We start from the raw sequence: 14,426 nt of genomic DNA on the forward strand, positions 1-14,426 counted from the left end.
TTCAAATTCAATAGTATAAAAGTATATAATCATGAGTAAAGATAATTTTGAAGAAATCATTGGTCGCTCCGTAGCGATTAGAGAAAAATACCACGAGCTGGAGATGATGCATCATGGAAGCGAATGGACTGTAGAGGAAGATGCGCTTGCTTATTTGACTGATGCTGGATTGGTAGGGCGAAATATAATGGCGCAACAGCAACGCTGGCCCAAAAGTGGTTCTGAAGCTGATCTGGAGCATAAACTAGGTAAAAATATTTGGTGGTTGATTGTATTGGCAGAAAGGTCCGGGATTAATATACAAGATGCTGTTAATAATTTTCTAACCAAAACAGAGACAGCATTAAAAAAGTAACTTATACCCGATAGGGTATTTTTTGTCTTGTTTTTGATATTTCATACCCGAAAGGGTATAAAAAAGATTAATTCCTCTATTTTATACCTTATCGGGTATAATTTGTAGATATTTCTTGTACTTATGGAAGACAAAGGAATAAGTATGAATACAATAGGTTAGTGATTAAATGCTAAATTAATTGGGATTAAAAGCTATCATATTTAGTATTATTGATAATTTATCATTATATTAGCTCTTGTTAATCAGTTGACTATGAGTTATGGTAAAGTACAAATTAAGACGTGTTGATGATCCCTTGTGGAAATCGATACTGGAACAGACTTTTGCAGATTTCCTCCGATTTATGTTCCCCGAAGCTGAATTGTTATTTGACTTGAATAAACCTTTTGAATATCTCGACAAAGAGTTTGAGACTTTATTTCCGCCAGAAAAGAGTAATAAAGGGAAAAGGTTTGTCGATAAGTTAGTAAAAGTCTATATGAAAGGTGGAGGTGAGCAATTTATCTTTTGTCATATCGAGGTTCAGTCTAATAAGGGTAATGATGATTTGGAAAAACGGATGTTTGAATATTATTATAAAATCACAGATCGCTATCAGGTGCCAGTTTGTGCCATAGCGATATTGACTGATGAGAATAAACAATATAATCCAAAGTTGTATGAACAAAGTTTTTTAGGAACGACTTTACGGTATGAGTTCAATTACTATAAGATTCTAAGTCAAAATGAGGAAGATTTACGGTCTAATCCGAATCCATTTGCTGTTGTGGTATTAACGGCATTTTTGGCTATAATCAATAATAATGCGACTGACCAAGAACTTAAGGATATCAAACATGATCTTTACGATCAGATGATGAAAAGAGATATGGAAAAGACTACACGTCAGGGTATTTATGATTTTCTGGCTTATTATGTTAGTTTTGAAGATCAAGAAATTTTTATTAAATTTGAACAAGAAATCGAAACAAAATTAGGAAGGAGCACAACAATGGGTACACGTGAATATTTATTGGATAAGGCTAAACGAGAGGGACAGGAGCAAGAACGTGGATTAGCGGCGGTACGCATCAAGCAGTTGGAAGCCGAAAAGTTCGAATCAGCTACTAAAATGTTGAATAGTGGTTTTGATGTAGCGATGATTTGTGATATTTTATCACTGACACCTGAGCAAGTCGAAAAATTGAAATAAAGTTTTACTGAGTTAATATTAAAAAAAGGTGCCTTTGGTCACCTTTTTTTGTTGATATCAATTCTTTTTTAGAATAAGTATTTGCGCAGGGATGGCTGTGTGCCATAGTAGTATGCCTTCGGCTGTAATGTAGTGACGGTAGTTTTTTTGTGCCTCTTTCGCCGGCACAGGGCGACAAACGTTTGTCTTGACACAAAGTTTGACAAAAGTCAAGGCTGCATTCCTTGATGCTATTTTACCTCAAAGAGGCTAAATGAATTTAAACTCGTTTCACTCAGACAGAAATTCATTTTATACGCCCCTTAGTCGGTTCAATAACGCAGTCGGAATGTTAGGCCTTTTGGATAAGCCTTCGGCTGTAATGTAGTGACATAGTGAAGGAGTGACAAGTGAAGGAGTAACAAATAGTGTTGGAGTAACATAGTGAAGGAGTGACTGTGTTAAGAAGTGACGAAGACGGAGTTAAGAAGTTAACAAGTGACAGAGTGAAGGAGTGACAGAGTTACGAAGTGACGCAGTGAAGGAGTAAAGGAAGTGACAAGTAAAGTAATTCGCGTATAGCTTTCCAGAAAACTGTAAAGCTATACACGGATTAGGCCCAAGCCATGATACCAAAAGAACAAGTCTGGTCCATGATGAACTATTGGAAGAGTTGGTTGGGTAATTTTTTAATTTTCTGATACCTTTAGTTTATTGTGTTGTACAACTGTTGTTTGAGTATACGAATTTCGAGAATTTTATGACTTTTGATTTGATCGGCTCCTCTTATTGTAATAGTTAACTTCTCTTGAGTTAATAAGGTTTGTTTCAAGTGTATTAAATTGTTTTTAACTCCTTTATCGGTCGGTTGTGATATTAATTTACCAATGACAACACCGTTGATCAAGATTTCTGTGGAACGTGGACTTTCTTCGTCTAAGTATTTGATATAAATGTCTGCATTGGTGTTACCTTGTTTTTTTAAAGTATAACTAAACCAGCCATCGGCTTCTCGCCAGCGAGTATCGTCAAATACCCCAGCATGACTATGCTCTTGTTGAATAAAATGGTCGGATTCTGGTTGTTGCTCACCACAGACTATTTTGTCAATTGTGAGGGCATTTAAACGTAAGCTTTCTTGTTCATCTACCTCCATTTTTTCCTGTATACCTTGCAACTGTTTTTCTGTTGCTTGTGGCCAATAGATGATGTATCGGCTGTCGTGGATTTTATAAAATGGTTCTAGTTCCATGTTTATGTTTTCCTTACCTAAGCGTAGTCCCGATAATGTAAAATGTAGCGGCTTTGCTTCAATAGGCTTGATTAAACTAGGAATAGCTGACGCTTCACTAGTTAGTATAGGTAAATCACGTAATGGTACTTGTGCGCCTTTTGCGACATGCCCCATACGGCTATCGTCGGCAAGTAAATCGGGTAATGCTTCAGTTGCTGTACGGGCTCCTAATACAATAGGACCATAAAGCAGGCTATAATAGTTACTGCGATCGGGCAGCTGCTCGGTATGGATACCCATAGGGAGTTCGATTTCGACGCGATCTGCTTTTTTCCATGTCCGCTTGATGGAGATAAAGTCTGTTTTTTCTGAATTAGTCTTTTGGACTTTTCCATTGATCCTGACCGTTGGCGTTTCCGTTAACCAAGCGGGTCTGCGGATATGCAAAGTAAAAGTTGCCGCTTGCTTTTTCGGATGAATGTGTAAGGTGGTACTTGCTTGCTCTGGGAAATTATTTTCCTGAATGATTTCGACTCCTTGTTCTTGCCAGTTTAAACGAGAAGGAATAAATAGGTTGACAAAAAGCTCAGCCTCCTTGTGCGCATAGATCATTTCTCCATATTTAGCGTGATTCTCGATACCCGAGCCGACACAGCACCACATGCTGGTATGGGGTTGTGAATAGACGCGGTAATGGCCTGGACGGATTTGTGTAAAATAGACAAATCCACCATTTTCAGGATGCTGACTGGACAGGATATGGTTATATAAACTGCGTTCGTAATAATCCAGATATCGGCCTTGTGGATCGGTTTGATGGAGCATTTTTGTTAGACGGAGCATGTTATAAGTATTGCAGGTTTCGGGCCCTTCAATACTGTGTATCATCTTTGAGAAATCATTGGTCGGGTTAAAATGTTCACTGACGCTATTGCCGCCAAAAGAGATAGAACGTTGCGTTACGACACTTTCCCAGAAATAATGGACAGCATCTGCCCAGGTTTCCTCTTGTGCCAGATCTGCTATTCTTTTAAATCCCAACACTTTTGGAATCTGTGTGTTGGCATGTTGTCCAGTAAGTTTATCTTGGTGTTTGATTAAAGGGTCTAAAACTTCATGATGACTGAACTGGCGTGCAAGTGCCAGATAAGTTGGGTTTTGTGTGATGCTAGCAACATCTGCAAAAGTTTCGTTGAGTCCGCCATGTTCACTTCGCAACATATCCTGAATTTGTGTTTCAGACAATTGTTGTACCAGAGTAATAGCCCAATCCGTCATCTTGATCAGCATATCCTTAGCTTCCTGGTTACCTGTTAGGAGATAGGCATCTCGTAAGCCAGCATAAGTTTTATGTATATTATACAAAGGTACCCACTTTCCATTCAGCGTGAATCCGCTAGCTTGGATATTACCCTTTTTGATTTCCTCCCAGATGGTTTTTCCTCCGGGAACTCCACCGATGTATCCATTGCCATTGGCATCTTGGCAATTTTTCAGATTAGACAACATATAATCTAATCTTTGTTTGATCTGTACATCACCTGTTGAAGCATACATATGAGCCAGAGCGGAGAGGTAGTGTCCGCCGATATGGCCATCTAAACCTGTATTTTCCCAGTTGGTATAAGATTCTTTTTTTTGTGGTAAACCCGCCTCACGAAGAAATGGAGCCAACAAACGGTCTGCATCTAAGGTGAGCAGATAATTTAAATCAAGATCTTCGGCATGTTTGAAGGGGCTTGGAAGTAAGCGAACATCTTTCAGTTCAAAATAGGTCAATTGTGGTTTTGTCTGGGCCGATAACGTACCCGTAAAGATAACTACGCATGTAAAATATGAAAAGATTCGTTTTAGCGTCATAACAATTCTGGTTTAGGTATTTATATGTAACAAGTTGTCTGTTCAACATGTGAAATGTTGCTCAGTCATTTATTTAGATGGTCAAAAAAAACGTGTTGTGCGTGAGCACATCTGGTTAGCCATTCAGGGACCCGCTAGGCTGGTATCTTGAAAAGGACATGATTTTTCAATACAAATCAACGAAAAAAAAAAGTTAAAATTTCATTATTTAAAAAATAAATGTTAATTTGACATTAATTACTTTAAAAACCTAATCTTATGCTAGATTAATGTAGGTGTTTTTATATGTAATATAATATGAACCAATATTATAAACCAAAACAATCAATAATGAATAAAGCTTATGTGATCGGCTTAGATTACGGGATTAGGTTGTGGGATTAGCTTTTGCTTTTACTTTGGCCTTGATGATTGGTGTCAGCTTATTGACAACTGCATTGGCTTGCTGTTGTCAACAGACTTCATATAAACACAGCATTATCCGGATGCACCAATTCATCCTACACTTGCTTCTACGGTGGTGAAACCAGAACAGACTTAATATCACAAAATCGGAATATAGATTTACGATAAAATAATTTATGATAAAATAATATACAATGAAAAAAATCGAGCTATTACTAGCAGCTATGCTTACGGGATCTACGCCTTTATTTGCACAGACCCCTGTAAGTTTTAAAGTGGACCTTGACCAATCAGCTGGAATGATGTCGCAAGAAATGTGGGGTGTATTCTTTGAAGATATTAATATGGGTGCCGATGGTGGGATATATGCTGAATTGGTTAAAAACCGATCTTTCGAGTTTAACGAACCTTGGATGGGATGGAAAAAACTGACCAAAGAACCGGAGGGTACTTTTCTGATTGTAAATAACAGTAAACGAAAAGGAAATCCGCGGTCATTGAAGATTCATAATCCAAAGGGTCTACAACTTGGTGTGCAAAATGAAGGGTTTCGTGGTATGGGAATCAAGAAAGGGGAGCAGTATGAATTTTCGCTGCTTTTTAAAGATGCTACTGCTGGAATGCGCATTCGTGTCGAATTGTTGAATGAACAGGATAACGTGATTGGATCAAGTGAATTAACATTGTCTAGTGGAAGTGATTGGCAAAGTGGCTCGGCAAAGTTTACGGCCTCAGAGACCGTTGCTAAAGGTAAGTTGAATGTCTGGATCGAAGGAGCGGGCGATGCGGAAGTGGATATGATCTCTCTTTTCCCGAAGGAGACTTGGAAAAGTAGACCTAAAGGCCTGCGTAAGGATATGGTCCAGCTATTGGCAGATATGAAACCTGGATTCATTCGTTTTCCAGGAGGTTGTATTGTGGAAGGCAGGGATCTAGCGAGTCGTTTCCAATGGAAAAAAACAGTAGGTCCGATCGAGGAACGTGAATTGATCATCAACCGTTGGAATACGGAATTTAAGCACAGACCGGCACCTGATTATTTTCAAACTTTTGGATTGGGATTTTATGAATATTTCTTAATGGCTGAAGATATTGATGCTAAGGCAGTACCCATCTTAAATTGTGGGATGGCCTGCCAGTTCAATACGGCAGAACTTGTTCCGATGGATGAGTTGGATACGTATATTCAGGATGCCTTGGATCTGATTGAATTTGCCAATGGCGATGTGACGACGATCTGGGGTAAACTTCGTGCTGACATGGGGCATCCGGCTCCTTTCAATATGGAAATGCTAGGTGTGGGTAATGAAAATTGGGGTCCTCAGTATGTAGAACGTTTAGCTGCGTTTAAAAAGATTTTAAATGAAAAACATCCAGAGATCGCCATTATTGCAAGTTCAGGGACTGATCCCGATGGAGAACGTTTTGCCTACTTGGATGAGCAGCTGCGTGATATGAACATCGATATCATTGATGAGCATTATTACCGACCACCGGGGTGGTTTTTGTCAAGTGCTTCCCGCTATGATGATTATGACCGTAAGGGTCCAAAAATATTTGCTGGAGAATATGCTTCACATACGACCAGACCTAATGGTCCTGGCCGTAGTACTTGGGAGGCAGCGTTGTCGGAGGCCGCTTTTCTAACGGGCCTAGAGCGTAATGCCGATGTGGTACAAATGGCCTCTTATGCACCTTTGTTTGGTCATGTCGACGGTTGGCAATGGACTCCAGATTTGATCTGGGTGGATAATTTAAATGCATATGGAACACCTAGTTATCAAGTGCAAAAATTGTATTCAACCAATACGGGTACGGATATCATACCTATTAAATGGAATGGAGCTGCTGTAGCAGGTAAAGATAGTTTATTCGCATCGTCTGTTTATGACAGTGCTACGAAGGAACTGATCATTAAATTTGTGAATTATAATAGTAAACCGGTACAGGTTAATTTTGATATCAACTCGAAGAAAAAACTGAAACAAGCCGCTGTGAAAACGACATTGGCAAGTGCAGACTTGAGTATATCGACAAGTTTTGAAGAACCATTGAAAATACAGCCCAAAGTGGAACAAGTTAACTATAAAGGGAAAAAGATAGCAGAAACGTTTGCACCTTACTCCTTAACGGTCATCAAGCTGGGCGTTCAATAATATTAATTTTTATGCTAATGAAAAAACAGCTTATTTATACATGTTTATTGTTTTTCTTTCTGATACGACATACATCGTTGTATGCTAATGAACCAGATTCGGCTTATATTTTTGCCTATAGCTCGGGAAAGAATGACCACCATAATGGCTTGCATTTTGCATGGAGCCTGGACAAGAAGAAATGGAATAGCATTGGCGCTGAAGCGAGTTTCTTACGGTCTGATTATGGTCGATGGGGATCGGAAAAAAAGATGATTGATCCTTTCTTGTTTTTATCTCCAACGGGAACTTGGCATTGTGTCTGGAGTTTGAATAAAGAAGATGGTGCTTTTGCACACAGTGCATCGCGCGATTTGATTCAATGGGAAAGCCAGTCCTATCCTTTGGTATCTGCAGGAGGCAATTGCCTCAGTCCTGTAATAGATTACAACAAAACGACTGGTACTTACCAAGTCGTCTGGAAGACGGATCGGAGTGTGCAAGGATATTATGCTGTAGAAACAAAGGATTTTAAAACATTTTCTGCAGCTAAGAAAGTGACGGATGTGCAAAACAATAAAGTAGAGGTACGTCTAGTAGATGGAATCTATACGGGGACGGTTCATAAAGTTGCTTGGCAAACACTTGAAAATCTGCTTAAAAAACAGCAATTGGATGCTTATAAAGCAAAGTTGAACAGTGAGCGAATGGCGGATGATAGCTATCGCTTTGCTGATTTACCTGCTCTGAAAGGAAAACTAAAATTAGATGAACATATTGCTGAACGGAAGATTAGTGATCTGCTTATTGGAGCATTTTTTGAAGATATCAATTATGCAGCTGATGGTGGATTATATGCAGAATTGATCCAGAATAGGGGATTTGAATACTCTTCTATGGACCGAAAAGAATGGAACAGTTTGACTGCCTGGAGTACCACGAATAGTGAAACGATTCTTGCGATTGATACGCTATCTCCAATTCACAAAAATAACCGCCACTATGTGAGCATGCATGCTAAAAATGGGGCTGGGATTGTTAATGAAGGATTTGGTGGTATTTCTATCCAGAAAGGCGAACACTATAAATTTTCGGTATATGCTCGAACAAAATCTGGGCAATTTGGGCAATTGATAATTCGGTTGGTAGATGGGAAGGGGATTACTATTGGTGAAACGAAAACAAAAAAAATAGCTAAAAAATGGGAACAGTACAAATTGGAAATGGTCGGAAATGCAACCGTTCCAGATGCTCGATTGGTGATTGCTTACTCAACCGATGGCGTAATCGATATGGACATGGTCTCGTTATTTCCAAAAAATACTTTCCGAAATAGAGATAACGGACTGAGAGCAGATCTTGCTACCACTATTGCTGATATGAAGCCTCGTTTTGTTCGTTTTCCAGGTGGTTGTGTAGCTCATGGTGATGGTATAGATAATATCTATCATTGGAAAAATACGATCGGACCATTGGAGCAACGAAAGCCACAGCGTAATCTTTGGGGATATCATCAGTCATTTGGCTTAGGATATTTTGAATATTTCCAATTTTGTGAAGATTTAGGTGCAGAACCTGTACCTGTTGTGGCGGCAGGTGTACCATGCCAAAATTCGGGACATCATGGTCACGAACTTGGTGGACAGCAGTGTGGTATTCCTATGGAAGATATGGGCGATTATATTCAAGATATTTTGGATTTAATTGAATATGCCAATGGAGATAGTAAAACTTTTTGGGGTAAGAAACGTGCTGAAGCGGGACATGCTGCTCCTTTTAACTTGAAATATATAGGTATTGGTAATGAAGATTTGATTACTGATATATTCAAAGAACGCTTTACTATGATCTATCAAGCTGTAAAAGAGAAATATCCTGATGTTGAGGTTATTGGTACAGCGGGGCCTTTTTACGAAGGATCGGATTATGTGGAAGGGTGGGAGTTGGCAACAAAATTGGAGGTTCCTTTAATTGATGAGCATTACTACAATCCTCCAGGATGGTTTATCCATAATCAGGACTTTTACGATCGTTATGACCGCAAGAAGGCTAAGGTATATCTTGGAGAGTATGCTGCGCATCTTTCTGATCGTGCCAGTACAATTGAAACAGCATTGGCCGAGGCACTGCACTTGTGTAACGTGGAGCGGAATGCCGATATCGTTACGATGACTTCTTATGCACCTCTACTAGCAAAAGAAGGTAATACGCAGTGGTCTCCTGATCTGATCTATTTCGATAATACAACGGTGAAACCTACTGTGGGTTATTATATTCAACAAGCATTTGGACAACATGCTGGGCATACCTATCTATTCAGTGATTTACAGTTGTCAAATCAAGATGAAGCGGTTCGTAAACGAGTTGGAAAATCAATCGTCCGCGACGCTAAATCGGGTGATATTATCGTGAAACTGGTGAATTTGTTGCCTGTTGCAATTGACCTTGAACTTGATCTTTCGGCGATTGGTATTACAGGGCAAGAGGTACATGCAACTGTTATATCAGGTGCACCGGCAGACCGAACAGCTAAACCTGTGCGGACTACGCTTCAATTGGAAAATTGCAAATTGTCTCCTTATTCGTTCACCGTTTTTCGCATACCTGCTCAAAAATAAGTAGTAACATGAAAAAGATACACATTATAATCCGATGGCCATTGCTATTGGTGGCAATATTGATGGGAATCACAGCATTCGGACAACAAAGTATAGCTTCAAAACCTGGCCCAGTAGCTTATCTGTTTGCTTATTTTTCTGACAATAGTCCAGACGGCGAGCAGGTCCGTTATGCGATAAGCAAAGATGGTTTAAATTATCAGCCCTTGAATGAGGGGAAACCGGTTATTGCATCTGATAGCATTGCTTTAAAAAAGGGTATTCGCGATCCCCATATCATGCGTTCTGAAGATGGAAAAACGTTCTATATGGTGCTGACGGATATGCGCTCAAGCGAGGGCTGGCAAAGCAATGATGGTATTATCCTGATGAAAAGTACCGATCTAATCCATTGGGAACATCGAGCGATTGATTTTCCAACGCGGTTTCCTGATTTGGAAGGATTTGATCAGGATAATTTACACGCGGTCTGGGCGCCGCAAACCATTTGGGACAATGACAAACAACAATACATGATCTATTATTCTATAGGTAGACATGACTGGGAGTATGCCGTAGGAGATAAAAAACAGCCTTATTTTAAAATCTATTACTCGTATGCGAATGCAGATTTCACGGATATCAGTACGCCTCAACTTTTATTTGATTTTGGAACGGCAGCTATTGATGGTGATATTGTGTATGATAAACAGAAAAAGAAATACGTGTTATTTTTTAAGGATGAGGGCTTATCTACGATCAATAATGGTTTACGGACCAGGAGTGGGGTGATGCGAGCACTAAGTAAAAATGTGACAGGACCCTATCGTGCAGAATACCGTCACCTCAATCCGGATCAACATAAACCTGTTGAGGGTTCCAGTGTGTTCAAGCTGATTGATTCGGATGAGTACATACTAATGTATGACTGTTACACGGAGGGCTATTATCAGTTTTGTAAAAGCTCAGATCTATCGCATTTTACTTTTGTTCAAAATACACCATTGCACGGTCAGTTTACTCCCAGACATGGTTCGGTCATGCCCATAACCAGTGTTGAGTTGCAAAAACTGACTGATAAATTTGGAATTCCTTCTGGGTTTTAAAGCGTATAATTTTTGTTTTATTTTTGAAAATTCAACAAGATTTTAAACTTATTTGGTTTGTATATCCTTATTGTACAAGCTGTTGTGTTGATGATTTTTGTTCGGATAGCGTGTTTGATGAATATAAAAAAAATAAATGTTTGTTTTACATTTATTTTTTTATATTTGTTATACAATTATAACCAATATAGTTTTTTCACCTTAATTAGAGACTATGGATTCCTAATACTATGCTTGAATTTTTTATCAAGGATAAAAAAATTTGTCACTTTTTTTAAGTGTATGTTTAACATTTAATAATAATGGTTTTTACATTTCAGTATTTTAAAAGTTCTGGTGCTTATGTCATCTGATTTTGCTCATGAACCGTTTTAACCTGAACGGAATTTTAAAAAAATGAAACCAATTATCGAAAACGACTAAATTATGAAAAACAAAAAAATTCTTTTTTTATATGTTTTTATGTGGTTATTGCCCTTATTGACATATGCACAAACCAAAATTACGGGGCAGGTAATAAATAAGGACAAAGAGCCGATCGTAGGCGCCAGTGTGCTTGTTGGAGGAATGCCCAATTTAATTACAAGTACAGATCATGATGGTCGTTTCCAATTGAATGATGGAAAAGGCTTCCTACTGATTACCTATGTTGGATACAAAACACAGCGTGTCGCGATCGGTAATGAAACCAAATTTTCTGTTACTATGGAAACGAGTGATCAATCTTTGGAAGAGGTGGTGGTGGTGGGTTACGGAACGCAGTCCAAGCGAAATATTACAGGAGCCGTAAGTAATATTAAATCGGAGGATATTGTGCGTTCTTCTTCAACAACTGCAGCCGGTGCATTAGCGGGTAAGGTACAGGGTATTTCTGTACGTGGTAAAGATGCTCGTCCAGGAAGAGGGGCAGCGCTTGAGATTCGTAATATGGGTAATCCACTTTATGTCATCGATGGAGTAGCTTATGGTGGTCAAACAGGTACGGACTGGGTAGGAACTCAAAATGGTTCTGGTGCGGATATCTTTAATGCCCTGAATCTGGAGGATATTGAAAGTATATCCATCTTGAAGGATGCTGCCGCCGCTGTATATGGATTCAGAGCATCTGGTGGGGTGGTTTTAATCACCACTAAAAAAGGAAATAAAGGTGAAAAGGCAAAAATCAATATCAATGGATATCAGGGATGGCAGAATTTAACACGTTTTCCTAATCTGGCAAATGCCGCACAATATACACTCGGGCTAGTGGAAGCTGCCCAAAATGAGGGAAAAGATCCGAATGCGGTCTACACCCCAGATGAGCTTGCAAAATGGCAAATGGGGACAGATCCTGGATATAAAAGCTATGATTATTACGATATGATTATTCGCAAGAATATTCCGCAACGTAACATCAGTGCCAACGTGACAGGAGGTAGTGATAAGTCTAATTATTTTCTATCGATAGGGCATCTCACTCAAGATGCGATGATTAAGGATTTTAATTATAAAAGAACCAATCTACAGGCCAATATGGAAGCCCAGGTTTTGGAGGGTTTAACAGTAGGTACCCAGATTTCAGGAAGACATGAGGGGACACAAGATGTTGGTTTGCCTGGGGGAGATGGCTACTTTTCATCGATTCTGGCCATGTTCAAAAACAGACCTACGGTGTCACCCTATGTAAATGATAATCCAGATTACCCAACACACACCAATGATTTTGCGTACAATCCCGCTGTTTTTGACCGTGATATTGCAGGTTATAAAGACAATAGATATTTAGCTGGAAATGTAAATTTATTTGCCTCTTATAAAACCAAGTTCGGTCTTTCTGCTAAAGGAACAGTTTCCTACAATTACACGAATAATAAGTTCGATGGATTTCAATATACCTATGATGTATACCGTTTTGAAGATAATGAATATAAAGCTACTGGAGGAAGTCGTTCAGGATGGCGCTATGATACCAATAGGGATATTGTTTCCCGTTTTGCGCAGTTCTTAGTTGATTATAACAAGCAGATCGGTGATCATTCTTTCTCGGGTACACTCGGGTACGAACGTTCCGATTGGGAGAGAACGATGAAGACGCTTGGAGCAAATCCATCCAATAATTATATCCCGCTGTTGCGTCTTTCTGAATTAAATGAGCTTGGGGATAACTGGGATTATCAAGCTCGTGCCGGATATATCGGTCGATTGAACTATAATTATAAAGGGAAATATTTACTTGAATTACTGGGAAGATACGACGGTTCGTATCTGTATTATAATGATCGCCGCTGGGGATTTTTTCCTGGTGCTTCTCTCGGATGGCGGATTTCTGATGAAAACTTCTTTAAACCCCTAAAAAGTGTGGTTAATGACCTGAAGATCCGTGCATCTATCGGGCAGACCGGCCTGGAAGAAGGAGTGGGTATGCATGGCTATCTAGCTGGTTACAACTGGGCTTCGGGCGATGCCGTACTGGACGGGAATTACGTACCTGGTTTACAGCCTCGTGGTTTACCAGTAAGGAAACTTTCTTGGGTGAAAAACACCAACTATAATATTGGCGTCGATGTGGGGATGTTGGACAATAAATTGACCATGACGGCCGATGCCTTTAAGATTATCCGAACTGGATTTCCAGGGAAGAAATACGATGTTCTACTTCCGGTAGAAATTGGATATGACCTTCCTAATGAAAATTTGGGTAAAAATGGATATTACGGTGCTGAAGGGATCATTACCTATACGGATAAGATCGGTGAATTGAACTATGTGGTGAGTGCTAATCTTACTTATTCACGCTTTAAGAATCTCGAGTCTTATAAACCAAGATTCAGTAATTCGTGGAATGAGTACCGGAGTTCGGCCGAAGACCGTTGGGGTGGTGCTTGGTGGGGTTATCAAGTGGTTGGACGATTCCAGTCGGAAGACGAAATTAATAATCATCCGATCAACAATGATGGCGCGAATAATCGTACGCAACTGCCGGGAGATTTTATCTATAAAGATGTTAATGGTGATGGTGTAATCAATGGTATGGACGAACGTCCTATCGGCTACCCAACAGGTTGGGCTCCAATTATGTCATTCGGTGGAAGGATAGGGTTGAACTGGAAAGGTATCGACATGAATGTTGATTTTTCTGGGGGTACGGTACAGTCTTGGTTTCAAGATTACGAACTGCGTAATGCCTTTCACGGAGGCGGTAATTCTCCAGCATATCTATTGGAGGATCGCTGGCATCGTGTCGATCCTTATGATCCAAATAGTGAATGGATTGCAGGTTATTATCCGGCACTAAGAAATGGAAATTCTGGTCCCAATAGTAGAAACAGCGACTTTTGGTTAACCAATGTTCGTTATTTAAGAATCAGAAACCTAGAGCTTGGTTACAACTTTTCTACTGGTTTAGTGAAAAAAATAAAAGCAGAGAAAATCCGCATCTACGCCAATGCGTCCAATCTGTTTTCTTTTGATAACGTGAAAAAATTTCAGATCGATCCAGAGATCGAAGCAGCAGCAGCCGTAGTATATCCGCAACAGCGCGTAGTTATGGTTGGGTTTAATGTTACATTTTAAAGAAAATC

At 39.5% G+C, this 14,426-nt stretch carries 7 protein-coding genes; 6 read left to right on the forward strand and 1 reads right to left on the reverse strand.

Annotation, left to right across the window (positions count from 1 at the left end):
• The first annotated feature begins 31 nt into the window (after positions 1-31).
• Both KO02_RS09890 and KO02_RS09895 read left to right on the forward strand, forming a co-directional pair.
• Positions 32-355, forward strand: coding sequence for a MazG-like protein (locus KO02_RS09890; protein ID WP_038697944.1), 324 nt, complete (start codon positions 32-34; stop codon positions 353-355).
• A 262-nt stretch (positions 356-617) separates the two neighbouring features.
• Positions 618-1,550 (forward strand): hypothetical protein, encoded by a 933-nt coding sequence (locus KO02_RS09895; protein ID WP_038697946.1) that lies wholly within the window; start codon positions 618-620, stop codon positions 1,548-1,550.
• A 685-nt stretch (positions 1,551-2,235) separates the two neighbouring features.
• On the opposite strand, the gene KO02_RS09900 is transcribed toward KO02_RS09895, so the two are convergent.
• On the reverse strand, positions 2,236-4,623 hold the full coding sequence (locus tag KO02_RS09900) for a glycoside hydrolase family 127 protein (RefSeq protein WP_038697948.1): 2,388 nt from the start codon (positions 4,621-4,623) through the stop codon (positions 2,236-2,238).
• Between the two features lie 599 nt (positions 4,624-5,222).
• Between KO02_RS09900 and KO02_RS09905 the strand changes: the two genes are divergently transcribed.
• The 4 genes from KO02_RS09905 (at position 5,223) to KO02_RS09920 (ending at position 14,418) form a co-directional block, all read left to right on the forward strand.
• Positions 5,223-7,184 carry an alpha-L-arabinofuranosidase C-terminal domain-containing protein gene (locus KO02_RS09905; RefSeq protein WP_038697950.1) on the forward strand — a complete coding sequence of 654 codons (1,962 nt, stop codon included), beginning with the start codon at positions 5,223-5,225 and terminating at the stop codon, positions 7,182-7,184.
• Positions 7,185-7,201: 17 nt separating this feature from the next.
• On the forward strand, positions 7,202-9,781 hold the full coding sequence (locus KO02_RS09910) for an alpha-L-arabinofuranosidase C-terminal domain-containing protein (protein ID WP_038697952.1): 2,580 nt from the start codon (positions 7,202-7,204) through the stop codon (positions 9,779-9,781).
• 8 nt (positions 9,782-9,789) lie between these two features.
• Positions 9,790-10,866 (forward strand): glycoside hydrolase family 43 protein, encoded by a 1,077-nt coding sequence (locus tag KO02_RS09915; RefSeq protein WP_038697954.1) that lies wholly within the window; start codon positions 9,790-9,792, stop codon positions 10,864-10,866.
• A gap of 426 nt (positions 10,867-11,292) precedes the next feature.
• Positions 11,293-14,418 carry a SusC/RagA family TonB-linked outer membrane protein gene (locus tag KO02_RS09920; RefSeq protein ID WP_038697956.1) on the forward strand — a complete coding sequence of 1,042 codons (3,126 nt, stop codon included), beginning with the start codon at positions 11,293-11,295 and terminating at the stop codon, positions 14,416-14,418.
• Positions 14,419-14,426 lie beyond the last annotated feature (8 nt).

The sequence above is a fragment of the Sphingobacterium sp. ML3W genome (assembly GCF_000747525.1).
Classification (GTDB): Bacteria; Bacteroidota; Bacteroidia; order Sphingobacteriales; family Sphingobacteriaceae; genus Sphingobacterium.